This window comes from Neobacillus sp. B24 (assembly GCF_055381825.1).
Map to the genome: position 1 here is coordinate 1,699,231 of NZ_AP035777.1, position 24,481 is coordinate 1,723,711.

At 40.6% G+C, this 24,481-nt stretch carries 23 protein-coding genes and 1 other annotated feature; of the genes, 18 read left to right on the top strand and 5 right to left on the bottom strand.

The genetic code is table 11. From position 1 onward, the window contains the following. Positions 1–4: 4 nt before the first annotated feature. Positions 5–1,021 (top strand): GTP 3',8-cyclase MoaA, encoded by a 1,017-nt coding sequence (gene moaA / locus ACZ43M_RS08505; protein ID WP_464506974.1) that lies wholly within the window; start codon positions 5–7, stop codon positions 1,019–1,021. A 41-nt stretch (positions 1,022–1,062) separates the two neighbouring features. Here the strand turns inward: moaA and ric are convergent, their stop codons facing one another. Then, positions 1,063–1,749: an iron-sulfur cluster repair di-iron protein gene (gene ric / locus ACZ43M_RS08510; protein WP_464506975.1), complete on the bottom strand. Its 687-nt coding sequence runs from the start codon at positions 1,747–1,749 to the stop codon at positions 1,063–1,065. Between the two features lie 216 nt (positions 1,750–1,965). Here ric and ACZ43M_RS08515 point away from each other — a divergent pair, with 216 nt between their 5' ends. The 3 genes from ACZ43M_RS08515 (at position 1,966) to ACZ43M_RS08525 (ending at position 4,585) form a co-directional block, all read left to right on the top strand. Continuing rightward, complete coding sequence (locus ACZ43M_RS08515) at positions 1,966–3,231, top strand: molybdopterin molybdotransferase MoeA (protein WP_464506976.1); 1,266 nt, start codon at positions 1,966–1,968, stop codon at positions 3,229–3,231. Then, positions 3,219–3,764 (top strand): molybdopterin-guanine dinucleotide biosynthesis protein B, encoded by a 546-nt coding sequence (gene mobB, locus ACZ43M_RS08520; RefSeq protein ID WP_464506977.1) that lies wholly within the window; start codon positions 3,219–3,221, stop codon positions 3,762–3,764. The genes ACZ43M_RS08515 and mobB overlap by 13 nt, the downstream gene beginning before the upstream one ends. Positions 3,765–3,856: 92 nt before the next feature. Then, the gene (locus ACZ43M_RS08525) at positions 3,857–4,585 is read left to right on the top strand and encodes a YwiC-like family protein (protein ID WP_464507989.1); all 729 of its coding nucleotides are present in this window, start codon (positions 3,857–3,859) and stop codon (positions 4,583–4,585) included. 45 nt (positions 4,586–4,630) lie between these two features. Here the strand turns inward: ACZ43M_RS08525 and ACZ43M_RS08530 are convergent, their stop codons facing one another. Then, a complete protein-coding gene (locus ACZ43M_RS08530) occupies positions 4,631–5,323 on the bottom strand; it encodes a Crp/Fnr family transcriptional regulator (protein WP_464506978.1) in 693 nt (230 codons plus the stop codon). Between the two features lie 301 nt (positions 5,324–5,624). Between ACZ43M_RS08530 and ACZ43M_RS08535 the strand changes: the two genes are divergently transcribed. Together ACZ43M_RS08535 and clpB are read left to right on the top strand one after the other, a co-directional pair. Beyond that, positions 5,625–5,804, top strand: a complete 180-nt coding sequence (locus ACZ43M_RS08535; protein ID WP_464506979.1) for a YjzC family protein — start codon at positions 5,625–5,627, stop codon at positions 5,802–5,804. A 119-nt stretch (positions 5,805–5,923) separates the two neighbouring features. Then, positions 5,924–8,518 (top strand): ATP-dependent chaperone ClpB, encoded by a 2,595-nt coding sequence (gene clpB, locus ACZ43M_RS08540; protein ID WP_464506980.1) that lies wholly within the window; start codon positions 5,924–5,926, stop codon positions 8,516–8,518. A gap of 42 nt (positions 8,519–8,560) precedes the next feature. On the opposite strand, the gene ACZ43M_RS08545 is transcribed toward clpB, so the two are convergent. Further along, the gene (locus ACZ43M_RS08545) at positions 8,561–8,746 is read right to left on the bottom strand and encodes a YjzD family protein (RefSeq protein WP_464506981.1); all 186 of its coding nucleotides are present in this window, start codon (positions 8,744–8,746) and stop codon (positions 8,561–8,563) included. Positions 8,747–8,909: 163 nt separating this feature from the next. On the opposite strand from ACZ43M_RS08545, the gene ACZ43M_RS08550 reads away from it, so the two are divergent. The 11 genes from ACZ43M_RS08550 to ACZ43M_RS08600 all read left to right on the top strand — a co-directional run bounded on the left by ACZ43M_RS08550 (position 8,910) and on the right by ACZ43M_RS08600 (position 20,790). Then, positions 8,910–9,632, top strand: a complete 723-nt coding sequence (locus ACZ43M_RS08550) for a hydrolase (RefSeq protein WP_464506982.1) — start codon at positions 8,910–8,912, stop codon at positions 9,630–9,632. 79 nt (positions 9,633–9,711) lie between these two features. Then, complete coding sequence (locus ACZ43M_RS08555; RefSeq protein WP_464506983.1) at positions 9,712–10,542, top strand: hypothetical protein; 831 nt, start codon at positions 9,712–9,714, stop codon at positions 10,540–10,542. A 179-nt stretch (positions 10,543–10,721) separates the two neighbouring features. Then, on the top strand, positions 10,722–11,654 hold the full coding sequence (locus ACZ43M_RS08560; protein WP_464506984.1) for a beta-ketoacyl-ACP synthase III: 933 nt from the start codon (positions 10,722–10,724) through the stop codon (positions 11,652–11,654). A gap of 98 nt (positions 11,655–11,752) precedes the next feature. Beyond that, the gene (gene fabF, locus ACZ43M_RS08565) at positions 11,753–12,991 is read left to right on the top strand and encodes a beta-ketoacyl-ACP synthase II (RefSeq protein ID WP_464506985.1); all 1,239 of its coding nucleotides are present in this window, start codon (positions 11,753–11,755) and stop codon (positions 12,989–12,991) included. Between the two features lie 106 nt (positions 12,992–13,097). Beyond that, the gene (locus ACZ43M_RS08570) at positions 13,098–13,871 is read left to right on the top strand and encodes a DUF2268 domain-containing putative Zn-dependent protease (protein WP_464506986.1); all 774 of its coding nucleotides are present in this window, start codon (positions 13,098–13,100) and stop codon (positions 13,869–13,871) included. A gap of 170 nt (positions 13,872–14,041) precedes the next feature. Beyond that, the gene (locus tag ACZ43M_RS08575) at positions 14,042–15,064 is read left to right on the top strand and encodes an ABC transporter ATP-binding protein (RefSeq protein WP_464506987.1); all 1,023 of its coding nucleotides are present in this window, start codon (positions 14,042–14,044) and stop codon (positions 15,062–15,064) included. Further along, on the top strand, positions 15,064–16,074 hold the full coding sequence (locus tag ACZ43M_RS08580) for an ABC transporter ATP-binding protein (RefSeq protein ID WP_464506988.1): 1,011 nt from the start codon (positions 15,064–15,066) through the stop codon (positions 16,072–16,074). Before ACZ43M_RS08575 ends, ACZ43M_RS08580 begins: the two co-directional genes overlap by 1 nt. Before the next feature lie 35 nt (positions 16,075–16,109). Continuing rightward, positions 16,110–17,828, top strand: coding sequence for an oligopeptide ABC transporter substrate-binding protein (opp4A, locus tag ACZ43M_RS08585; RefSeq protein ID WP_464506989.1), 1,719 nt, complete (start codon positions 16,110–16,112; stop codon positions 17,826–17,828). 191 nt (positions 17,829–18,019) lie between these two features. Beyond that, positions 18,020–18,985: an oligopeptide ABC transporter permease gene (gene opp4B / locus ACZ43M_RS08590; RefSeq protein ID WP_464506990.1), complete on the top strand. Its 966-nt coding sequence runs from the start codon at positions 18,020–18,022 to the stop codon at positions 18,983–18,985. 11 nt (positions 18,986–18,996) lie between these two features. Continuing rightward, positions 18,997–19,908, top strand: coding sequence for an oligopeptide ABC transporter permease (gene opp4C, locus ACZ43M_RS08595; RefSeq protein WP_464506991.1), 912 nt, complete (start codon positions 18,997–18,999; stop codon positions 19,906–19,908). A gap of 135 nt (positions 19,909–20,043) precedes the next feature. Next, the gene (locus ACZ43M_RS08600) at positions 20,044–20,790 is read left to right on the top strand and encodes a DUF3603 family protein (protein WP_464506992.1); all 747 of its coding nucleotides are present in this window, start codon (positions 20,044–20,046) and stop codon (positions 20,788–20,790) included. A 59-nt stretch (positions 20,791–20,849) separates the two neighbouring features. Here ACZ43M_RS08600 and trpS read toward each other — a convergent pair whose 3' ends face one another. Then, the gene (gene trpS, locus ACZ43M_RS08605; RefSeq protein WP_464506993.1) at positions 20,850–21,839 is read right to left on the bottom strand and encodes a tryptophan--tRNA ligase; all 990 of its coding nucleotides are present in this window, start codon (positions 21,837–21,839) and stop codon (positions 20,850–20,852) included. Between the two features lie 51 nt (positions 21,840–21,890). Next, positions 21,891–22,144 (bottom strand) — a binding site (T-box leader). Positions 22,145–22,200: 56 nt separating this feature from the next. Beyond that, the gene (locus ACZ43M_RS08610) at positions 22,201–22,554 is read right to left on the bottom strand and encodes a DUF3899 domain-containing protein (protein ID WP_464506994.1); all 354 of its coding nucleotides are present in this window, start codon (positions 22,552–22,554) and stop codon (positions 22,201–22,203) included. Positions 22,555–22,765: 211 nt separating this feature from the next. On the opposite strand from ACZ43M_RS08610, the gene ACZ43M_RS08615 reads away from it, so the two are divergent. Beyond that, positions 22,766–24,454 (top strand): peptide ABC transporter substrate-binding protein, encoded by a 1,689-nt coding sequence (locus ACZ43M_RS08615; protein ID WP_464506995.1) that lies wholly within the window; start codon positions 22,766–22,768, stop codon positions 24,452–24,454. Positions 24,455–24,481: the final 27 nt, after the last annotated feature.

Below are 24,481 nucleotides of genomic sequence, written 5' to 3' on the forward strand. Positions count from 1 at the left end.
TCAAATGGAGAGAACGATTATTAACGATAAATTAAATAGACCACTGCGTGACCTGCGAATTTCAGTCATAGACCGCTGTAATTTTCGCTGCCAATATTGCATGCCAGCGGACCAATTTGGCAATGATTTTGAATTTCTTCCTCGAAGTGCACTGCTGACATATGAGGAAATTGAACGGCTTGCCAACATATTTGTAAACCTTGGAGTAAAGAAAATTCGTCTGACCGGGGGAGAGCCGCTGCTGCGCAAGGACTTGCCGGTATTAGTTGAAAAGCTATCAATAATTGAAGGCCTCGAAGATATTGGCTTAACAACCAATGGCGTTCTGCTTCCCAAATTGGCGCAGAAATTGAAAGATGCTGGCTTAAAGCGGGTTAATATCAGTCTAGATAGTCTGGATGATGAACTGTTTGGAAAGATAAATGGACGCGGAATCGGAACAGGCCCGGTGCTTGAAGGGATTGAAGCCGCCAAACAGGCAGGGCTTGGCGTCAAGTTAAACATGGTTGTGAAAAAAGGGTTAAATGATTCCGAAATCATTCCGATGGCTACCTTCTGTAAAGAGAATGGTTTGGAATTGCGGTACATCGAATATATGGATGTCGGTTCGACAAACGGCTGGAAAATGGATGATGTGGTTACAAAAAAGGAAATCTATCAGCTGCTTAGGGAGCATTTTGAACTGGAGCCTGTTGGCCCGGCATACTTTGGCGAAGTAGCCAAGCATTATCGCTATAAAGATACTGATGTGAATGTTGGGTTTATTACATCTGTATCTGAATCCTTTTGTTCCAGCTGTACCCGTTCCCGCTTGTCGGCAAATGGACAAATTTTTACCTGTTTATTTAACGGGAATGGCCATGATATCCGCAATTTCATGAGGAATGGCGCGACCGATGAAGAAATCGCCGCTCGAATCACCGGAATATGGAACGGCCGCGGCGACCGATATTCTGACGAACGAACCGCCGAAACAGCCAAAAACCGCAAGAAAATTGAAATGTCCTATATTGGTGGATAACATAAAGAAACAGCCTGCTCAAATCAGCAGGCTGTTTCTTTTTAGAAGTACCTTGGAAATAAAATGTTATTTTCAAGATGAACGTGCATAAAGGTCAATCCTTCAAGCTCTTCTAAACGTCTGTAAACCAAAGTGTAGGTACCGCAAGCATCGAGCGGCAGTGAGAAGTCGGAGGTAACGCTCCGTAATTCTTTTATAATCGCGCCGGCATGGTCATGTTCCTTTTCTAGTTCCACAATCATGTTAATCGCTTCTTCGCGATTTTCAACCGTCCCATTCGCAAGCTTTTTGATGAGTGGGAAGACTACTTCCTCTTCTTTTGCCATATGCTCAAGCAATTCCTTTTTCAATTCATAGAACAGTTCATAAACCTTCAATAGTTCAGGGTGGCTGGTTCCATGAACCTTGGAAACCTTTGTTACATATGGGCTTAGCATCGTTAATTCTTCTGCTGTTGCCCGGTGATAATGGTTGATGACGTGATCAATAATGGTGTCGGAGTCGGAGTTGGTCCATACCTCAAGATTCGTTTCTTGCGACTGGTTCTTTTCACAAACTACCATTAACTCTTCGATCACGGTATCCGTATTATGTCCGGCTGCTTGAGAAAGTGGAATATTACCGCCGCAGCAAAAATCGATGCGGTATTTTTTGAACACATCACTTGTCTTTGGTACTTCATTCACAATATCTTTAACTAAGGAATTTGCTGTAATCGTAATAGTCATTATAAAACCTCCTAAAAATCTTTCTACCATAAGCATAATGGAATCCTGAAATAAACTTGGTGACCCTCATCACAGATTCCAAATGTTTTTATAAAAGTGGTCAAGAAACTTTCACATTTGTGACATTTGCCATGTTTGTAAGTTTTCTGTAGGCTTATAATGAATAATATATAAAAACAAAAATTTGATTTTTTTCAAGGATGGGAGCCGATTTAATTGTTTGAAAGAAGACAACCTATCCCAATCGGGGAAGCTGTAAGCAAAGTTATGGAATTTGAACTGCTCGGTGCCATAGAGCATGTTTCGATAGATGAAAGTTATGGAAGATTTTTATCGGAAGACTTAACGGCCACCTGTGATGTTCCGCATTTCGACCGGGCACCATATGATGGCTTTGCTGTCAGGTCAATTGATACCAGTGAAGCAAATCTTGCAAATCCAATACAATTTGAGGTCATTGATCATATAGGGGCTGGAATGGTTTCACAGAAACAGGTACATAAAAATCAAGCTGTTAGAATCATGACCGGTGCAATTATGCCAGAAGGAACTGATGCTGTGGTCATGTTTGAAGTAGCCAAAACCTTTGAAGAGAATGGTACTCCATACATGTCTATTAAGCGGCAGTTTAAAAAAGGCGAAAATGTTTCGTTTAGAGGGGAAGATGCTAAAGAGGGCGAGGTTCTTGTCAAAAAAGGAACATTGATTAATCCTGGCATTCAGGCAATGCTCGCTACTTTTGGCTATAAGCATGTTCCGGTTGCCAAAAAACCGACCGTTGGCTTATTCGCGACCGGCACTGAACTACTAGAGGTTGAAGAAACGCTCGTACCAGGGAAAATTCGCAACAGTAATTCGCATATGATTGCGGCTCAAATTGAACGAGTTGGTGCTCATGTTCAATATTTTGGGAAACTGCCGGATGAATTTGATACCTGTTTTGAAGCAGTTAGAACTGCACTAGACAAAGTGGATATTTTAATCACGACGGGGGGAGTTTCCGTTGGCGATTTTGATTATCTTCCGGAAATTTATGAAAAACTGAATGCTCAAGTGTTGTTTAATAAGGTAGCTATGAGGCCGGGAAGCGTAACGACTGTAGCACACTTTAACGGAAAGCTGCTGTTCGGATTGTCAGGCAACCCCTCAGCCTGTTATGTCGGATTTGAATTATTTGCCCGGCCGATTATTCGCAGAATGTTATGTTCAGAAAAACCGCATTTAAGAAAAGAAACTGCTATCCTAGATGTTGATTTTCCAAAAGCCAACCCGTTTACAAGATTTGTCCGCAGTGCCGTATCCATTGAAAACGGAAGACTAAAAGTAAGCCCAAGCGGCTTAGATAAGTCCAATATCATCATGAGCTTGGCTGGAGCCAATTCGTTAACCATTTTGCCCGGTGGAACAAGAGGATTTACCGCTGGCAGTGAAGTAGATGTGCTGCTGCTTGAAGACCAAACCGGCAGTGAATGGCCTTGGTAAAACCAATTATTTTTCAGGTTGCTGGTTATCAAAATAGCGGCAAGACCACCTTTACATTGAAGGTAATTCAAGGTCTAAGAGCCGCGGGAATCGCTGTTGCCACGATTAAGCATCACGGCCATGGCGGCAAACCAGAGGTCCAGGAGAATAAGGATTCGCTGAAACATCTTTCAGCAGGTGCCTCCGCTTCGATCGTCGAAGGATGTGGCAGAATGATTCTCCAGGCAGAGGGAACCGATATTGGTTTGCAGGACCAAATTGAGTTGTTGAGTTTTTTTGAATCGGATGTGATTTTAGTTGAGGGGTATAAACATCAACCATTTCCCAAGGTTGTACTGATGAGAACTGAGGCAGATTTGCCATTGCTATCAGAACTAACCAATATTAAAGCCATAATCTATTGGCAGGATGATTTGAGGGAAAACATTGCGGCCCAAATGGATCTGGATGTGCCTAGGTTTCATATTAACGACGGTAACAGCGTGGAGTGGACCGTAGAATTATTAAGAAATTGTGTCGAAGAGAGAGGCTGAGGCCTCTTTTTTGTTTTTTTGTGATGTGATTCACACTTTATTCCCCTGTGCTCCATTATAGTGAAGATAGTTGGATTAAGGAGTGAAATATGATGAAGATATTTCTACCAAAACAGCATGGTGCATGGGCAATGTTAATTATCCCGTTTTGGCTCGGGGTCATTAATGGAGGATTTATTTGGCAGCATATCCCGTTTTTCCTCGGTTGGCTGTTATTATATTTGGCAACCTATCCGATGCTGCTTCTTTTTAAAAAGAAAAAGGTTCCTTTTTATACAAAGTGGACGTTAATTTATCTGGTACCTGCTTTGTTACTGCTATTAATACCTTTGGTCGAACGGCCGACAATTGTCTATTTTGGACTGCTGATGCTTCCATTCTTTGTGATTAATACCTATTATACCGCGATTAACCAAGATCGCGCGTTCATGAATGATATCAGTGCCATTTGCGCCTTTTCCATTGCTGGGCTGGCCAGCAGTTATTTCGGCAGGGGAAACATTACAGTTGAAACGTTATTATATACATTTATCGGCTCAATGCTCTTCTTCGCAGGCTGTACTTTTTATGTAAAAACCATGATCAGAGAAAAGAAAAATTTACAATTTAAGTGGGTTTCGTGGATATATCACCTTATTTTGGTGATTTCATGGCTGGTACTCGGGTTTTGGGTCGTCGCGCTTGCCTATATACCAAGCTTGGTCCGGGCAGTCGTCTTTTATGGAAAAAAACTAACCCCAAAACAAATTGGTATATACGAAATTGTAAACTCGGCGATATTCTTCGTGATTATGGCACTACAAATCCTTTATTTTCACTAATACCAGCAAAAAAATCGGTCCCTTGACAGGACCGATTTTTTTATTCTAATCAACTTTACAAATTTCCGTTGGGCAATCCTCACAATCAATCTCCGTTTTCAAATAATCCAAATCATGAATGGTTATCTGGCCTCGTTCAATCGAGATTACGCCAGACTTTCTTAGGTCACTTAACAAACGATTGACCACTTCTCTTGATGTTCCGCAGAAATTGGCCAATTCCTGATTGGTCAGCGGCAAATCAATATAGATGCCTTTATTGGTCTGTATACCATAGCTGTTGCTGATCCGAATCAGAGTGGAGTAGAGCGCACCTTTTTTTCCGTGTAACACCAAGTCACGGAAACGGGTTTGTGTTTTGCGATATTGCTGGCTCATCCATTTTATAAATTCAAAGGAGAGCGGCAAATCTTGTGAAAGCTTTTCTTCAAATAAATCTCGTTTGATTACAGCTACCTCACCACTCTCAATGACACGTGCACTCAATAAATATTTAGGTGACGGGGAAAATAACTGTAATTCACCGACGAAGTCACCCCCTGAGCACATGCGTAATGTAAGCTCGCGGCCGTCAGGGATTATTTTACTAATCTGAAGAATACCGCTTTGAATGATATACATTTCTTCTGCAGCTGCCCCTTCTTGGAATAGAAAGCAACCTTTCTCCATTTTCTTGATATAATGAATCGTCTCAAAGAGATGTGTCAACTGTACAGGTATTTCTTCAACTAACTGCATAAGAGTAACCACCTTTAACGGGTTAATCAATCTTAGTAAAAGGTTGTATGAATTTGTGCCACTTTTCTATTATCCAAATGACAGCCAATGTTATATTTTTACAAGATTCTACTATCATTATATTGTTAACGGAGAATCTTTAGCAATATCTGTAGAATAAGTTCATACAATCGTCAAATGTTGAAAAATAAAGGGTATTGGAAAATAACGTAAGATTTTTTGAGGACGCATGAAAGAACTTCCAATAATGGTGTGAATGGAAACGGAAATAATAAAGTTGTAACGTTAAGGAGGGAAAAGAATGGGTCAAAATCGTCAGTTTCGCTCAGGGCAAAAAGCCCCCAATAATGGCGTATATATTGAAGTTGGAGACACGGGGAGCAATGTAATCAATCCGAAAAAAATAAAGCTGAAAGCCGGGGACAGATTCCCTGAATCCTCAAACGATGAACGAGTTTGGACGTATCAGCGCAAGCCATAATAGTAAAAAACCAAGAGTCATCCAAACCTGGATGGCTCTTTCTAAATTTTACTTTCAACGCAGTGTTATAATATAATAAAGAAAATAGGTCAAGAAAGGTCAAATAAGGAGTTGAGAAAATGGACTTAAACAAAATGACGGAGAGGCTGCAAAAAGGAATGATGGATGCTCAGAGTCTGGCGGTTAAAAATAATCACCAGGAAATAGATGAGCCTCATTTATTTTTGGCTTTATTGGGCCAGGATGACAGTCTGATTGCCTCAATTATGGAACGGGCTGGGATTTCACCGGAAAAAGTTGAATATCGCTTGAAGGAAAGCATGGGGAAAAAGCCGCAAGTGATCGGCAGCGGGGCTGAACACGGGAAACTGTATATAACTTCTAAATTGCAAAAGCTGCTGGTAAGTGCCGAAGAATTCGCTGCCAAGCTGAGTGACGAGTATTTATCGGTTGAACACATTCTTATGGCCGCTGTGAACGGAAATGATTCTGAAATAAAAAGGATTATTGCAGGATTAGGCGGAAGCCCAGAAAAAATACTTTCCGCCATTAAAGAAATTAGGGGGAATCAAAGGGTGACTTCACAAAATCCTGAAACAGGTTATGAAGCATTAAAAAAATATGGCCGGGATTTAGTGGCAGAGGTAAAGGCAGGAAAAATTGATCCTGTGATTGGCAGGGATACGGAAATCCGCAATGTGATTAGGATTCTGTCAAGAAAAACCAAAAACAATCCAGTGTTAATCGGCGAACCGGGTGTAGGAAAGACAGCCATTGTGGAAGGGCTTGCCCAACGAATTGTTCGCAAGGATGTTCCAGAAGGGCTGAAGGATAAAACCATCTTCTCGCTTGATATGAGCGCCTTGATCGCCGGAGCTAAATTCAGGGGAGAATTTGAAGAAAGACTGAAAGCCGTTTTAAATGAAATCAAAAAAAGCGAAGGGCAAATCCTGTTGTTTATCGATGAAATTCATACGATTGTCGGTGCGGGCAGAACCGATGGTGCCATGGATGCCGGCAATATGTTAAAACCAATGCTCGCACGGGGTGAACTTCATTGTATTGGAGCAACGACACTTGATGAGCACCGGAAGTATATTGAAAAAGACCCGGCATTGGAACGGCGCTTTCAGCAAGTGTTAGTCCAAGAACCTGATGTCGAGGACACCATTTCCATTTTGCGGGGCTTAAAGGAGCGTTTTGAAGTCCATCATGGGGTAAAAATACATGACCATGCTTTAGTAATCGCTGCCACTTTGTCAGATCGCTATATTTCTGACCGTTTTTTGCCTGACAAAGCCATTGATTTAGTTGATGAGGCTTGTGCGATGATTCGGACTGAAATCGATTCGATGCCAACTGAACTTGATGAAGTCACGCGCAGAGTGATGCAACTTGAAATTGAGGACGCCGCCTTAAGAAAAGAGCATGATGAAGTCAGCAAACAAAGGCTTGAAACTCTGCAAAAGGAATTAGCCGATTTAAAGGATCAAGCAAATAGTATGAAAGCCAAATGGCTTGGGGAAAAAGAAACCATCCAAAAATTGCAGGAAAAACGGGAGCAAATCGAAAAGCTACGCCGGGAGCTTCAGCAGGCAGAAGACCGATATGATTTAAACCGGGCTGCAGAGCTGCGGCACGGAAGAATCCCGCAAGCTGAAAAAGAATTAAAGGAGCTTGAGACAGAAACACAATCCGAAAATCGTTTGCTGCGTGAGGAGGTAACCGGCGAAGAAATATCGAATATTATTTCTAGGTGGACAGGCATTCCACTGGCAAAACTGGTTGAAGGCGAACGTGAAAAGCTGCTCAGGCTGGAATCAATTTTGCAAGAACGGGTTATTGGTCAAGATGAAGCGGTCAATCTAGTAACAGATGCGGTCCTCCGCGCCAGGGCGGGAATCAAAGACCCCAACAGACCAATTGGTTCGTTTTTATTTTTGGGACCGACCGGAGTTGGAAAAACAGAACTGGCTAAAGCTCTAGCGGAAGCGTTGTTCGACAGTGAAGAACATATTATTCGCATCGATATGTCCGAATATATGGAAAAGCATGCCGTTTCCCGTCTCATTGGTGCACCTCCAGGATATGTCGGCTATGAAGAAGGAGGTCAGTTGACGGAAGCCGTTAGAAGGCGGCCGTACTGTGTGATATTAATGGATGAAATAGAAAAAGCACATCCGGAAGTATTTAATATCCTCCTGCAAGCTCTCGATGATGGCCGGATTACTGACTCACAGGGAAGGGTGGTTGACTTTAAAAACACCGTCATCATTATGACATCCAATATCGGTTCCCAGTTTTTGCTCGATAGGGCCGAAGATGAGGAAGGGATTTCAGAGAAGGCTAGGGAAAATGTGTTAAGCCAGTTAAGAGCTCATTTCCGTCCGGAATTTTTAAATCGGATTGATGAGACAATTTTGTTTAAGCCATTATCGTTGGGCGATATCAAAAATATCGTTGTGAAGCTGTTAAAGGAGCTTCAAGGAAGATTAAAAGACCAGCAAATTGAAATTTCCATCAATGATGCAGCTAAAGAATTCATTGCCATTAACGGTTTTGATCCTATCTATGGTGCGCGCCCGTTAAAGCGGTATATTCAGAGAAATATCGAAACCAAGCTTGCCAGGGTTATTATTGCCGGAAAGCTGCATGAGGGGTCGAGAGCAGAAATCATTGTCAATGATGGAGAAGTTGATATAAATATAGACTAATGAAAAAAGGTCTTCCACTCATGGAAGACCTTTTCTGAAAATCTAATGTTTGCTGCTGGCCGGTTCATTCGGAATGATCGCAGAAGCGGCGTAAATAAGAATAGTGACAATCACAGAAACGATAGCCCCCGCCTTAAAATCAAATCCAACACCCGACATGGAACTAACTACATATGTAAGCATTTGTACTAAAAGAAAAGTCCAGAAAAATGTCCAAAAGTAACGCACTAAATATCACCTGCCTATTTTACATCATTTCTAATATTACCACATGATAATAAAAATATAAAACGTTTTCTTTATTTATTACCGGGAAATAGGCGAAGTCCCTAGCATCTTTTGTGAAATGACATACATTATCATGAGGAAATATGTAAAAGGAGATATACCAATGGAAACTCGCAGTTTTCAAATTGATACCCAATGGAATATTATTTATTACCCGGAGCAGCCTACCGGATTTGGGATCTTGGTAATCGGTGATGAACGGCATTATGTGGACGAGGGAAAGTGCTTCTGGACGCAAAATGAGGGGAAACAAACGATTATTGAAGATTTAAAAGAAAGTGGGTACACCATTTTTTCCTCAAATCTGTATGGACGCAACTGGGGAAGTGAAAGTGCCGTCGACCTTGCGCAAAGATTATATCAGCACATCATTCGCAGTGAAATCATAAATAACAAGATTCATATTTTGGCAGAAGGTATGGGGGCTTTGGTAGCCCTGCAATTGATGGAGAAAATGAATGAACAAATTAGGTCAGTTGTGCTGCTTAATCCGATTCTTTCATTGAAATATCATCTTGAACAAGAGAAGGAACATAAATTTTTTTATAAGAAGTTAATAAGGGAATTAGTATCTGCCTACGAAAAAGATCAACATGACATTGAAAGCAGGATAGCCAGTATGGAGGATGCTATTAAACTCGATGATGGCTGCCCGGTCAAAATTATTCATATCCTGTCAGGAGGTCGATTATATAATCAATCCAAGCAATATCAACAAGTTACAGTAACCCCGAAACTAAATCCTACCTTTATTCTTCCAGAAAAAAAACTACAGATTGGGAAAGTGTGCATTAAGTTTTTTAAAAATCATGAATATGACCTTTAAAGCTTCCTCCTCTTCCGGTGAAATATTTCCTTATTGATCTGCATAGGATTCAGTAAGGAAGTTGGAGGAGGAAGAACTTATGGACAAGGTCGTAATTTTGGGCGTTTATAACTTTGTCGGCTTTCAAATGTGTAAATCTCTGTTAGATAACGGGATTGAAGTAAGCGGCGTGTCAATTGGAGATATGGAGCGAACATCCTATCATGATGAAAAAAGACTTGAAGTCGGCAGAAATGCAAATTTTTCTGAGTATACCTTAACGAATTTAGTCAATGAGGAAGTGGACCCAACAACAAAGAGAACAGTTATTTTATCATTATATGATTTCTATATGCTTGGCCAGGAACGTACTTTGTTAAATGATGATATAAATGAGGAAATTATTGGATTTATGAGCCGATTTCATACGCAGGCAGATACTGCGGTCATTCTGCCAATCCAATTGCTTCATTCTGACTACCATTTGCCTTTGGACGGGTTGACGGAAAAGTTGAAGGAACAAGCTGGGACCTATCAAGAAATCTACTTACCAACCATCTATGGTCCTTGGCAGCCTTCGGTCTTTCTGTTTCAACAGGCCATCCTGTCCTCGATAAACAAAGGCAGGATTTCTGGCGCGCAAAGGGAATGGCTTGGGGACGCCCTGTTTGTGGAAGATGCAGTTGAAACGATGATTGACATTTTGGAAACCGGAAAGTCTGGGGAGTTTTTATTGGAAAGCGGCAAGGATAACTATTGGCAGCTATGTGCCGACTATTTAAAGATTGAGCCAAGTCTTACCGACTTAAACAATGAACATTTAATTAGCAGGGATATTGTCAGAATGCCGGTAAAAAAAGTTACAGCATTGGCTGATTCGTTCGCAAAACAAAGGGACCATACTAGATTACTTTTTCAAAATCAGGATTGAGGGAATGAGTTATTCCGGAAGAAACAAGCTGCCGTAAGCATGACGGGAGCTTGTTTTTTTGGGTAAGTTAAGAAAAGGTTGCTTAAATAGAGTTTAATCTGCTAAAATTAGTACCAAGTCATAATAATTGATATTAATTAAGGATATATATTCTTCATAAATCCAAAGGAGATGGAAGTATGAGAGCAGGAATAATCGGAATTGGCCGGTATTTACCAGAAAAGATTGTGACTAACGCTGATCTGGAAAAGATGATGGATACCTCCGATGAATGGATCCGTACCCGAACCGGAATTGAACAACGCAGAATTGCTTCAGATGATATTGATACATCCGATATGGCTTTTTTTGCCGCAGAAAAAGCAATTGCGGATGCCGGAATTGGGCCGGAGGACATTGATTTAATTTTAGTTGCAACGGTTACCCCGGATACCCCATTCCCTTCTGTAGCATGCAGAATTCAGGAGCGTCTTGGGGCAATGAAAGCAGCAGCAATGGATATTAGCGCTGCATGTGCAGGATTTATGTATGGGATAGTTACGGCCAAACAATTTATTGAGACCAGCGTATATAAAAATGTCTTAGTCGTTGGCGTTGAGAAGCTTTCGAAAATTACCGATTGGAATGACCGCAATACAGCCGTATTATTTGGCGACGGGGCCGGAGCCGCCGTGATTGGTCCTGTATCGGATCACCGCGGGATTCTTGCGTTCGAGCTTGGTGCCGATGGGACAGGAGGAAAACACCTGTACCAAGACGAATATATTATTATGAATGGACGAGAAGTGTTCAAGTTTGCCGTCAGACAAATGGGCGAGAGCTGTATCCATGTTCTTGACAAGGCTGGACTTAAGAAAGAGGATGTAGACTTTCTGATTCCGCACCAAGCCAATATCCGTATTATGGAAGCATCCAGACAAAGATTGGAGCTCCCAGTTGAAAAAATGTCTAAAACTGTGGATAAATATGGTAACACTTCAGCGGCATCTATTCCCATTTCCATTGTAGAAGAACTTGAGGCAGGAAAGATAAAGGATGATGATTTGATTGTAATGGTGGGATTTGGCGGCGGGCTCACTTGGGGAGCCATTGCCATTCGCTGGGGAAAATAGTAGGTAGATTTGCTAGAAACAAATTTTAGGGAACAGTATGAAAAGAGAGAGACAGAGTATTATTAAAGGAAAAGTTACGTGAAAAAGGAGATGTAAGAATGGTAAATCGCAGGGTTGTCGTAACAGGCGTTGGAGCGGTCACACCACTTGGAAACGATGTTGAAACAACTTGGAAAGGAATCCTGGAAGGGAAATCTGGAGTTGGACCGTTAACAAGATTGAACCCGGATGAGTACTCGGCAAAGGTTGCCGCGGAGGTCAAGGATTTTAATCCGGAACTATTTATCGATAAAAAAGATGTCCGCAAAATGGACCGTTTTACTCAATATGCTGTCGCCAGTTCAATTATGGCAGTTAAAGATGCGAATCTGACTATCAATGAAGAGAATTCACATCGTGTCGGAGTTTGGATTGGCTCCGGTATCGGCGGCATGGAAACGTTTGAACAGCAATTTGAGGTATTTCAAAAACGAGGCTATCGTCGTGTCAGCCCATTCTTTGTCCCGATGATGATTCCCGACATGGCAACTGGCCAGGTATCGATTACCCTTGGTGCAAGAGGCTTTAATTCCTGTACTGTTACGGCATGTGCAACAGGAACTAATTCGATTGGTGATGCCTTTAAAGTCATTCAACGCGGGGATGCCGATGCCATGGTAACCGGCGGAACAGAGGCTCCGATTACAAGAATGGCGGTTGCAGGCTTTTGTGCCAACACTGCATTGTCAACCAATCCGGACCCGCAAACTGCAAGCAGACCGTTTGATAAAAATCGCGACGGCTTTGTCATTGGTGAGGGTGCCGGCATTGTTATATTGGAAGAATTGGAACACGCGTTAGCTCGGGGTGCAAAAATATATGCCGAAATCGTTGGTTATGGTGCTACTGGCGATGCCTATCATATCACCGCTCCTGCTCCTGGGGGGGAAGGCGGTGCCAGAGCGATGAAGATGGCACTTAATGATGCGGGATTGAAGCCAGAAGACATTGATTACATTAATGCTCATGGGACCAGCACAGAATATAACGACAAGTTTGAAACGGCAGCAGTGAAGGAAGTGTTTGGTGACCACGCTTATCATTTGGCAATGAGCTCCACAAAATCAATGACTGGACACTTATTAGGGGCAGCCGGTGGTGTGGAAGCCATTTTCTCAGTGCTAGCTATTAAGGATAGCATTCTGCCGCCAACGATGAATTACGAAACACCTGATCCAGAGTGCGATCTGGACTATGTCACAAATGCCGCCCGTCCAAAAGAAATAAAGGCCGTAATGAGCAACTCATTAGGTTTCGGCGGCCACAATGCCACAATTGTATTAAAGAAATATCAGTAATTGATGAAAGGACCGGGCTAACACACCCGGTCCTTTTTGGCACGAACCTCCTTATCCTTCCTTCATAAACTGTAAAATAGAGATTACAGTAAAATGGGGTGCAAGAATGGGTGTCATTCGTACCGATCAATGGATGGAAAAGAACTTTGATTTACCAATGAAAATCTGTTCCAAGCTGCGGCCCTTTTTTAACAATCAAAAAGCGGCCGAAATATATAATGAACTGTCAAAATTCGGAATGTACAGACCGTCTTGGCAGTCAAAAAAATACTTGGATAAAATGCTTGAGGCTGATGTCTGGAACCTAGTTAACAAAATGTTTTACAAATATAAAGAAAAATGGTCCGGTCCGGATATCCCTGTATTTCTTTTCCCTATGGAAAGAAAAGGTGGACTATTCACAAGAAAAGAGGAGCGGAGGAAAGCGGGAGTATCCTATCCCGACAAAATGTTCCTATTTCTGTCACACTATGATGACGCTAAGGAAATCGAGGCATTGCTTGTTCATGAATATCATCATGTTTGCCGATTGCGAGCATTAAATAAAAAAATGGAAGATTACACGTTGCTGGACTCGATTGTCATCGAAGGCTTAGCAGAGTATGCAGTATTAAAGCATTGCGGGAAAGAATACTTAGCCAATTGGTGCCATATGTATTCAGAGGAAGAACATATAATCTTTTGGGAACGGTTTTTGAAACCGCAATTGAAAAAAAAGAAAAATGAAAGAATTCATGATGAACTGTTATATGGGGGAGGAAGATACCCTCAACTGCTTGGATATTCCTCTGGGTATAATATTATTGGAAAATTTTACGAGAACCATCATTATTCTGCAAAACTATCTTTCACTATTCCAGCAAGCGAATATGTTAAATAAGACAATATTAATCCTAGAGAAAGCCTATTTAAATAGGCTTTTTTTAATTTTGTGTTAACAGAATTGATTTACTTTCCAAAAAAGTCTTGCAATTGTAACAATTCTGTAATAGAATTCTATTTAAATATAACGAATTCACAGAATAATTCAAAAAAGTAAGAAGGTGTACTATGAGCGCAAAAAAAACACTTCTTCAAGAGGCACCATTGCTTGAAGTGAAAAATTTAGAGACAGCCTTCGATATTGATGGGACGTACTATAACGCTGTAGACAATGTTTCGTTTAAGGTAAGACCTAGACAAATCGTCGGGGTTGTAGGTGAATCCGGCTGTGGTAAGTCCGTCATGAGCTTGTCAATCATGCAATTGCTTCCCAAAGGGATTGGTAAAGTAAAATCAGGTGAAATCATTTTTGATGGTATAAATCTTGATAAAATGTCTGAAGCTCAAATCAATAAAATCCGCGGCAAGGACGTTTCGATGATTTTCCAGGAACCGATGACCTCATTAAATCCAGTATTCACGATTGGTTATCAGCTTCAAGAAGTATTATTCAATCATATGAAAATATCGAAACAGGAAGCAAGGCAAAAATCAATCGCGCTTTTAAAAAGTGTTGGAATTTCCAGACCAGAAAAAATTGTCGACGAATATCCGCACCAATTATCTGGAGGAATGCGGCAGCGTGTTATGATCGCGATTGCGATTGCCTGTCAGCCTAAGCTGCTAATCGCAGATGAACCAACAACAGCTTTGGATGTTACAGTTCAGGCGCAAATTCTTGAGTTGCTGAAGGAAATCCAAGAAGTGAACGATATGGCTATTATCCTGATTACCCATGACCTTGGTGTTGTTGCCGAAATGTGCGACGAGGTTATTGTCATGTACGCAGGAAGGATTGTAGAGCGTACCGATGTGGATACCTTATTTTATAATCCAAAGCATCCATATACAAATTTGCTGCTTGGAGCCATCCCGAAAATGGATCAAGAAGAAGAAAGACTTAGTTCAATTCAAGGGATTGTACCATCGTTGACCAATATGCCTCAGGTTGGATGCAGATTCGCCCACCGCTGCCCGAAAGCGATTCCGGAATGCTTTACAACCACACCGCTGCTTGCGGAAAATGAGGAAGGTCACGAGGTTGCCTGCCTGCTCTATGAAACTAGCAAACCAAGAGAAGGGGTGAGGTAATGAGTACCGTTTCTGTACATAAGAATGAGGAAAAACAATCGTCACATTCTGAAAATCTGTTAGAAATACAAAATCTTAAAACCTATTATCCTGTCAAAGGCGGATTTTTCAAGCGGACAGTCGGCCATGTGAAAGCTGTTGATAATATCTCCTTTGAGATAAAAAAAGGGGAAACTTTAGGACTAGTTGGGGAATCAGGCTGCGGTAAATCTACTGCGGGCCGAACTATTCTCAGGCTAATAAAACCAACAGAAGGAAAAATCCTTTTTGACGATAAAGATATTACAAGTCTTTATGGAAAGAATTTACGAGAAATTCGCAAGGATATGCAAATGGTATTCCAAGATCCATATGCCTCTTTAAATCCCATGCAAATGGTTGGGGATATTATTGCCGAACCAATCTATAACTTTTCGAAAAAAAGTAAAGATGAATTAAAACGAGAAGTGATGGATTTATTGGAAAAGGTCGGCCTGCCGCCGGATGCCTATTACAAGTATGCGCATGAGTTTTCTGGAGGTCAGCGTCAGCGGATTGGGATTGCCCGCGCCTTGGCATTACGTCCGAAATTAATCATTGCGGATGAGCCGGTATCCGCATTGGACGTATCTGTTCAATCTCAGGTCTTAAATCTACTAAAAGATTTGCAAGAAGAATTTGATTTGACATTCTTATTTATTGCTCACGATTTAAGTGTCGTAAAGCATATGAGTGATCGAATCGGTGTTATGTATTTAGGGAATATGGTAGAGATAAGTGAAAAAGATAGCCTTTACGCTGAACCGCTGCATCCATATACCCAAGCATTAATTTCAGCCATTCCAAGTCCAGATCCACGTCAAAAGAAGGAGCGGATTATTTTAAAGGGAGATGTACCAAGTCCAATTAATCCACCGTCAGGATGTCCATTCCATCCGCGCTGTCCGATGGCCATGGAAGAATGCTCGAAATCCAAACCTATATTAAAGGAGGTGAAGCCATCTCATCGAGTAGCTTGCCACCTTTATTAAAAAAAATCAATTAAAAACTCTTAGGGGGGAAACCAATGAAGAAGAGAAGTATGCTTTGGCTTGCTGCGTTAATGCTTGTTCTTTCAGCATTTTTAGCAGCGTGTTCAGGCGGCGGTGAAAAAACCGGCACAAAGAACGAAGAAAATAATGGTAAGTCTGGTGAAACAGCAGATAAACCTCAGGATGGCGGTACATTAGTATACGCACTTGATTCATCTCCTGAAGGCAAATTCAACTATTCATTTTATGGAAATGCTACTGATGCATACGTCATCGATTTCTTTGATGAAAACTTAATCGATTACGATGCACAATTAAAAGCACAGCCACATATCGCTTCATGGACTACAGAAGACAATAAGGTTTTCAAGTTCAAGATTAAAGAAGGCGTTAAATGGCACAATGGCGATGAATTATCAGTAAAAGACTGGGAATTCGCATTATACACAATTGCTGACAAGGACTATGACGGTCCACGTTTTGATAACGTGAGAAACATTGTTGGCGCACAAGATTTCCACGATGGTAAAGCTGACAAAATCGAAGGTGTTAAAGTTGTCGATGACTACAACATCGAAATTACTTTTGACAAAGCACGCGTTAACAACTTGGATAACCTTTGGACATACCCAATGAACCGTACTGCATTTAAAGGCATTGCCGTTAAAGACATGATGGGTTCTGACCCGGTTCGTGTTAAGCCAGTAGGCTTGGGACCATTCAAAGTTTCAAAAGTAGTTCCTGGTGAATCCGTTGAAATGGAACGTTTTGATGACTACTTCGGCGGCAAACCGCATATCGAAAAGGTTGTTGTAAAAGTTATCGATCCATCTCTATCTGTTGGAGAGCTGAAGAACGGTACACTTGATATGACTTCTTTCCACCCAAGCATCATCGATCAGGTAAAAGCACTTGATAACGTTGAAGCTGTAACATATCCAGGCGTGAGCTACTACTATGTTGGTTTCCGTTTAGGAACATGGGATGGCGAAAAGAACGTAATGAACGAGCCTAAATACCAAGAAAAGAAACTTCGTGAAGCAATGTACTATGCAATCAACCGTGAAGAGTGGGTTAAGGCGTTCTTCTTCGGTGTAGGTAAGCCGGTTAACCGTCCAATTCCTACTAACCACTGGATTTCTGCAGACAACAAAGATTTAGAGCAATACAAGTACGACCCTGAGAAAGCTAAGCAATTGTTAGACGAAGCTGGATACAAAGATGTAAACAACGACGGTTACCGTGAAGATCCAAATGGTAAAGAGTTCGTTGTAAACTTCTCTCACTATGCAACTCAAAACCCAACATTTGAAGCACGTGCGAAAGCATTGACTCAATATTGGGAAGAAGTTGGCTTAAAATCTAAATTATCTATGACTGATGTAAACCTTTACTACGATATGCTTGAAAAAGCTGACAAGTCTATGGAAGTATTCTTCGGCGGCTGGTCAACTGGTGCCGATCCAGATCCAACTCCACTTTGGGGCTCTAAAGCTCTTTGGAACTACCCTCGCTGGGTAAGTGAAGAGAGCGATAAGTTATTGGATCAAGCACTTGATATCAGCGTAGTTGGTACAGATAACGAAAAACGTAAAGACCTATATGTACAATGGCAAAAAGAATTCATGAAGGAACTTCCAATCCTGCCAATTGCTGAACTTGAAGAAACTATGGCAGTTGCGAAGCGTGTTCAAGACGTTAAATTTGACGTATCTGGTATGAACCGTCCAAATGAATGGTGGATTAAACAATAATTACAGCAGACTAACATGCATTAGACTATGTTAAATGCTACCTAGTTGTTAATTCATGCCTAACATTTAAAGGGGATTAAAGGGGCAGAAGGTTTCAAGCCTTTCCTGCCCCACCCATTTAAACCAATTAGGTTACAAACCTCATTGTATTTTTCAGTATTTGACATAGTTTATAGACAAGGAGAATGCATATGCTGAAGTATTCGTTGCGAAGAATTTTGGGCATGATTCCGATGTTGTTCCTAATCTCGATTGTAGTCTTTACACTGGCAAAATTAATGCCAGGAGACGGAATTAGCGGTGAGATTGATCCTAGAAACACGGATCCGCAATATATCGAGGAAATGCGGGAAAAATTGGGCTATAATGACCCGATGCCACAGCAATATTTCCGATGGATCTCCAATTTTGCTCAAGGCGATTTTGGAAAATCTACGCGCTTTAAAATAGAAGTTTCAGATGTTATTGGTGAACGATTGCCAAACACGATTATGCTGGGATTAACATCCATTCTTATTACCTATATCCTTGCCTTTATCATGGGTACCTATTCAGGACGAAAACCGTATACCATTGGTGATAATCTGATAGGCGGGCTAAACTATTTGGGATTATCTATTCCATCGTTTATTGCCGGGGTTTTTGCTATTTTCCTATTTTCTTTTACACTGGGATGGTTCCCATCCAATGGTTCTGTTGATATCGGAATGACAGAGGGAACATTGGCTTATTGGCTGAGCCGATTCCACCATGTTTTACTGCCAGCTTTGGTTTTAGGTTTATTAAGTACTGCAAGTTACACACAATTTTTGCGTAATGACATCATTGAAAACAGCCGTAAGGACTTTGTCCGGACAGCACGTGCCAAAGGCACACCGGAAAGAAAAATTTATAATGTTCATATTTTAAGGAACTCTATTATTCCACTTATAACCTTTTTAGGATTTGACCTTGTAGCAATCATTAGTGGTGCCATTATAACAGAGACCATTTTTACCTATCCTGGTTTGGGGCAGCTATTCCTGCAATCGGTTGGAACAAGGGATTATCCAGTACTAATGACTTTGACAATGCTATTCTCCTTCTTGACACTAATCGGCAACCTTGTGGCTGATGTACTGTATGGTGTCGTGGATCCGAGAATTCGTTTAGATTAGGGGGAAAGAGAATGGAAATCGTTACTCAGAAGGACACAAAGATGACAGCAGCACCCCCGAAGAAAAGTTTATCACCTTTTGCGATGGCCAGGCGTAAGTTTATAAAAAACAAGCTGGCAATGACAAGCCTATTTTTTCTTATAACGGTTGCCATTATTTCCATACTTGCACCGTATATTACTACAGCGGATATCACCAAGGTTAATATTGGACAAATGTCGTTAGTGCCTTCTGGTGATCATTGGCTAGGTACAGATAAATCGGGCCGTGATGTTTTTACACGCTTACTTTACGGCGGAAGAATTTCACTCTTGGTTGGGATAAGCTGTACCATGTTCGTTATTGTTCTGGGTACCCTGATTGGCTCAGTTGCCGGTTATTTTGGCGGGGCTGTTGACGGGTTATTAATGAGATTTACCGACTTCATCTTAAACTTTCCTTTCCTTGTATTTGTTATCGTATTAAACGCGATACTATTTGGAAAAGTGAATGGCCTTTGGGTGTTGATCATTACTATCAGTATTTTAAGCTGGGGTGGAATCGCCCGGATTGTCCGAAGTAAAATTTTGGCCGAAAAGGAAAATGAATATATTACCGCAGCTATTTCGATTGGATGTTCACCAGCAAAGGTGATTGTAAAACACCTTTTACCAAACATCCTATCAACAATTATCGTTCAAGCAACCATTACCTTCGCAACGATGATTGTTGCCGAAACAGGCTTAAGTTTCTTAGGATTTGGTGTACCGCAGGAAATTCCAAGCTGGGGCAATATGTTAAACTCGGCAAATGAACCTGATGTTCTACAATTTAAGCTATGGATTTGGGTACCGCCAGCATTGATTATCACAATCACTATTCTTTCAATTAACTTTATTGGTGAAGGCCTTAAGGATGCATTTAATCCAAAATCAAGAAGATAAAAATCTACCATCCATATATGGTAGATTTTTTATTTGCTTATTTTGAAATGGAGCAATCTTTATCTACAGGAATAATTTAACTAACGACTGCCCATACTGATTGAAAACAGTTTCTTGAAGTGAGGGGTAGATGTAATGTTATATCTTCATGATGTTTGGGTTAATTGGTTTGAAGGGGAAGAAAATGGTTATAATGTTTGCCATTTTCATGAATGGCGCAAGGATGATGGAGTCGAATTGTTAGACCAGGTACCGCTTTTAAAGGTCGAGCATATTTTGTTTAATTACATAGAAAATGACCTGTCTGAACTGCCTCAACAGCTTATGGATGATATCTATCAAAAAGCATACCTGAGAAAAAACCATGAAAGAATTCAGCTTGACTATTGTTTTGTTGTGACCGATGGTGTTGGTATTCTGGCAGTTGATACAATCGGTTATAATATTCCAATTCGTAAGAGCCGATTAATTCCTAGACAGGAACAACTGGTCTACGAAATGATCAGCACCCATGAACACACAAAATATAAATTTTCCGGACCTTCGATAGATAAGGACTTTCATATTCTATCGCCGGAGCCAATGTTAATGACAGGACTAACAAGGAAAGAACGACAATTAAAACAGCTATTATTTATGGCACTTGATCAATTATTTGCTTCTAACAATGAGGCTGAAATTCGCTATTGGTTCACTGAATGGTGTCCTGAACGCTATCCGGTCATTCAAGAATTGAATTTTGCCGATGCATGGGAGCAGCTTTACGAGGAAATAAAATACGGCTGGACTAAAAAGCATGAAATTTTTTGTGAGAATTTAATAAAGGGACAACCATTTTTTGAAAAGCTTTGGGAGATGGAGCATGGTCCGAAGGTAAATTAAAAAAGCCTGACCCAAAAGGTGTGAACAACATACCTTTTGGAGGTCAGGCTTTTTTATTTCTATTTTCTGCCGCGGCCTAGTCCCATTGCAGTTTCCATTTTCTTTAGGGTAACACTTGCCACTTGATTCGCTTTTTCTGCCCCTCGATCTAAAATATCATCCAATTCAGTTGATTCCATTAAGTTATAGTATCTTTCTTGAATTGGTTTGAAGAAATTCACTACAACTTCAGCTAAATCACCTTTAAATGCGCCATAGCCCTTGCCATCGTACATTGCTTCTAGCTCTGCTATCGATTTTTCGCCCAAAATGGAATAAATCGATAGGAGATTTGAAATGCCGGGTTTATTTTCTCTGTCAAATTTTACAATTCCGTCTGAATCCGTTACGGCACTTTTGATCTTTTTCGCCATTTGCTTTGGATCATCAAGCGGTGTGATAAAGGCCTTAGTATTTGGATCGGATTTGCTCATTTTTTTTGTAGGCTCCTGAAGTGACATAATCCGTGCTCCTACTTTCGGAATGCGGACATCCGGGATTGTTAAAACGTCCTGGAATTTTTTGTTGAAACGTTCAGCTAGATCCCGAGTAAGTTCCATATGCTGCTTTTGATCTTCACCAACCGGGACAAGATCGGCATTATATAACAAGATATCGGCAGCCATTAAAGGCGGGTACGTTAATAAACTTGCAGAAACGGCTTCTTTTCCTGCAGATTTATCCTTAAACTGAGTCATACGTTCCAGTTCACCAATATAGGAAACACATTGCATCATCCATCCAGCTTGGGCATGGGCTGGAACCTCGGATTGAATAAATAAGGTTGCCTTTTCTGGGTCAAGTCCCACTGCAAGATACAACGCAGCTAAACTGCGGATGTTTTTCCTTAATGTCGCAGGGTCTTGGGGAACGGTAATCGCATGCTGATCAACAATACAAAAAAAACAGTTATATTCATTCTGCAATTCAACAAATTGCTTCAAAGCCCCAATGTAGTTGCCAAGCGTAATTGTTCCGCTTGGCTGTATACCTGAAAATATCGTTTTCATGAAAATCCTCCTAAAAAATATGTAAATAAAAAAAGCCACTCATCCCAATACTGTAGGGACGAATGGCTCGCGGTACCACCCTAATTACTCATAAAGAGTCACTTAAGCTCCACATCCATCTTATTTGACGGCGGGATTCTCTTTAACGCAGAGATACGTCTATTCCTACTAGTTCCAATCCTTGATTAAAGGTTCAGAAAGAAGCTCAGGAAGCCCATTCCGTATAATTCACGTGTTTGTTTCCACCAGCCACAAACTCTCTAAAAACGGTATTATACGTACTATTCTTTCGTCATTGCTTTATTCCTATTTTATCATTATTTCCCATTATATATGATTTGTATAGATGTTTTCAAGTTAGTTAACCATAATAAGCGACGAGGGCTAATACCATGAACAGACCAGTCACTAGTCCGTGAAATAAAAGCGGCTTATTATCAAATGTTACTATCTCGGATAAGGAGGGAATCTCTTTGAAATTTCGTTTCCTATCTTTGGAAAAGACAAGATTAAATGACTTTCCAATTACATCATAAAAACCGCTTTGAATCGTATAGACCAATAAGAAGGTAAGTAATAAGGCTGAAGAAACATAAAAAGATATATTAATATAGCTAATTAAGGAAATTTTCCGATAAAAAATAAAGGAAAAAATTAAAATAGCAAATTGTGTAAGCGCAACCAATAATGCTCTTTTCTTTATTTTGGAGAACACGATTAACCTCCGGAATTGTGATATTATAAGGGTTTTTCTTAAAAAAAACACCTTATAAGAGTAAAGTATAACACAGTTATTTCCCAGTCAAACGTAAAAATTGTTGCTATTGTGTAAATAATTTTTAAAAAAGTAATGTACATTAATTTAAAAATATGTATAATAGGGAATGTAGTAATTTTTCAGAATAATAGAAAAGGGAGGTCTACTAGTGAAGAAATCAAAACTTTCACTACTTTTAATTCTAACACTAGTTCTAAGCATGTTCCTTGCTGCATGTAGCGGTGGTGGCAAGAAGAACGAAGGTAAAGAGACAGACAAAGGCGGCGGCGAAAAAGCTGCTGAAGAACAACTTGCAGATGAGCAAGTACTTAACGTACTTGAATCTTCTGAGATTCCAGCAATGGACAGCGTATTAGCAGAAGATACAATCGGTTTTACCATGATCTCTGCGACACAAGAAGGTCTATATCGTTTAGACCCAGACCAAAAGGTTATTCCTGGAATTGCTGAAGCTGCTCCAGAATTTAATGAGGACAATACTGTTCTTACAATCAAATTGAAAAAAGATGTTAAGTGGGCAGATGGTACACCTGTAACTGCAAAGGACTTCGTTTATTCTTGGCAGCGTGCAATTAACCCTGACACTGCTTCTCCATACGGACCATACTTCATGGAAGGCAAAATCAAAAATGCCTCTGAAATCGTTAAAGGTGAAGCAAAAATTGAAGATTTAGGTATTGTTGCGAAAGATGACAACACTTTGGAAATTACGTTAGTAAGACCAATTCCTTATATTGAATCTTATCTGACTTTCCCATTGTTCTACCCGCAAAACCAAAAGTTTGTTGAAGCACAAGGCGACAAATATGCTTCTTCAGCAGCTAACCTGATTTCAAACGGTCCTTTCAAAATGACCAAGTGGGATGGCCCAACTGCAACTGAGTGGGTATTAGAAAAGAACGAAAATTACTGGGATGCTAAAAACGTTACGTTAACTAAAATTAACTTTAACGTATCAAAAGACCCGCAAGCATCTGCTAACGCCTTTACTGCTGGTGAAGCAGATATCACGCCTAAACTTGCACAAGCAGCAATCCTTTCTCAATATGAAGGTGATCCTGCATTATTACAATACCAAGAGCCATCTATTTTCTGGATCAAAATGAACCAGACAAATCCAGCTCTTAAAAACGAAAATATCCGTCGTGCAATTGCACTTGCTGTTGACAAACAAGCTCTAGTTGATGATGTATTAGCAAATGGATCAATTCCTGCTAACTTCGTTGTTCCAAAAGGATTTACTTTCTTTGAAGGTAAAGATTTCCGTACTAAAGAAAACGAATTCTTGAAAACAGATAAAGACGAAGCTAAGAAGCTTTGGGAAAAAGGTTTACAAGAACTTGGTGTTAAAGAAGTTAAGCTAGTTTACGTTGGTGGCGACACTGAAACTTCTAAACTTTCTGACGCATTCGTAAGAGATCAGTTAGAAGGTACACTTACAGGTTTAAAACTTGATGTTCAACCAGTGCCTTTCAAAATCCGTATTGACCGTGAAAACAATAAAGACTATGATCTATTGTTCGGCGGCTGGGGTCCAGACTATGCTGACCCAATGACATTCATGGATCTTTGGTTAACAGGCGGAAGTCACAATAACATGGCGTACAGCAATGCTGAGTTTGACAAGATGATTCAATCTGCAAACGAAGAAACTGACTTAGCTAAGCGTTGGAAGACATTGCAAGACGCTGAAAAAATGATGCTAGAAGATGATGCAGCTGTTGCTCCAATGTATCAGCGTTCAGTTAACCTATTAATCCAACCTACGGTTAAAGGTTTTGCACACCATGCCTTTGGACCAGATTATAGCTATCAGTGGATTAAGATTACAAAATAAGCTATACTAACCAAATAAAGAAAGAGA

What these genes read in the sequence shown, in the direction of transcription:
- fabF (WP_464506985.1), top strand. Translation starts at nt 11,753, where the DNA reads ATGGTAAATCGCAGGGTTGTCGTAACAGGCGTTGGAGCGGTCACACCA.
- ACZ43M_RS08600 (WP_464506992.1), top strand. Translation starts at nt 20,044, where the DNA reads ATGTTATATCTTCATGATGTTTGGGTTAATTGGTTTGAAGGGGAAGAA.
- ACZ43M_RS08560 (WP_464506984.1), top strand. Translation starts at nt 10,722, where the DNA reads ATGAGAGCAGGAATAATCGGAATTGGCCGGTATTTACCAGAAAAGATT.
- ACZ43M_RS08530 (WP_464506978.1), bottom strand. Translation starts at nt 5,323, where the DNA reads ATGCAGTTAGTTGAAGAAATACCTGTACAGTTGACACATCTCTTTGAG.
- opp4B (WP_464506990.1), top strand. Translation starts at nt 18,020, where the DNA reads ATGCTGAAGTATTCGTTGCGAAGAATTTTGGGCATGATTCCGATGTTG.
- ACZ43M_RS08525 (WP_464507989.1), top strand. Translation starts at nt 3,857, where the DNA reads ATGAAGATATTTCTACCAAAACAGCATGGTGCATGGGCAATGTTAATT.
- clpB (WP_464506980.1), top strand. Translation starts at nt 5,924, where the DNA reads ATGGACTTAAACAAAATGACGGAGAGGCTGCAAAAAGGAATGATGGAT.
- ACZ43M_RS08580 (WP_464506988.1), top strand. Translation starts at nt 15,064, where the DNA reads ATGAGTACCGTTTCTGTACATAAGAATGAGGAAAAACAATCGTCACAT.
- ACZ43M_RS08575 (WP_464506987.1), top strand. Translation starts at nt 14,042, where the DNA reads ATGAGCGCAAAAAAAACACTTCTTCAAGAGGCACCATTGCTTGAAGTG.
- opp4A (WP_464506989.1), top strand. Translation starts at nt 16,110, where the DNA reads ATGAAGAAGAGAAGTATGCTTTGGCTTGCTGCGTTAATGCTTGTTCTT.
- ACZ43M_RS08550 (WP_464506982.1), top strand. Translation starts at nt 8,910, where the DNA reads ATGGAAACTCGCAGTTTTCAAATTGATACCCAATGGAATATTATTTAT.
- ACZ43M_RS08555 (WP_464506983.1), top strand. Translation starts at nt 9,712, where the DNA reads ATGGACAAGGTCGTAATTTTGGGCGTTTATAACTTTGTCGGCTTTCAA.
- mobB (WP_464506977.1), top strand. Translation starts at nt 3,219, where the DNA reads ATGGCCTTGGTAAAACCAATTATTTTTCAGGTTGCTGGTTATCAAAAT.
- ACZ43M_RS08535 (WP_464506979.1), top strand. Translation starts at nt 5,625, where the DNA reads ATGGGTCAAAATCGTCAGTTTCGCTCAGGGCAAAAAGCCCCCAATAAT.
- trpS (WP_464506993.1), bottom strand. Translation starts at nt 21,839, where the DNA reads ATGAAAACGATATTTTCAGGTATACAGCCAAGCGGAACAATTACGCTT.
- ric (WP_464506975.1), bottom strand. Translation starts at nt 1,749, where the DNA reads ATGACTATTACGATTACAGCAAATTCCTTAGTTAAAGATATTGTGAAT.
- moaA (WP_464506974.1), top strand. Translation starts at nt 5, where the DNA reads ATGGAGAGAACGATTATTAACGATAAATTAAATAGACCACTGCGTGAC.
- opp4C (WP_464506991.1), top strand. Translation starts at nt 18,997, where the DNA reads ATGGAAATCGTTACTCAGAAGGACACAAAGATGACAGCAGCACCCCCG.
- ACZ43M_RS08570 (WP_464506986.1), top strand. Translation starts at nt 13,098, where the DNA reads ATGGGTGTCATTCGTACCGATCAATGGATGGAAAAGAACTTTGATTTA.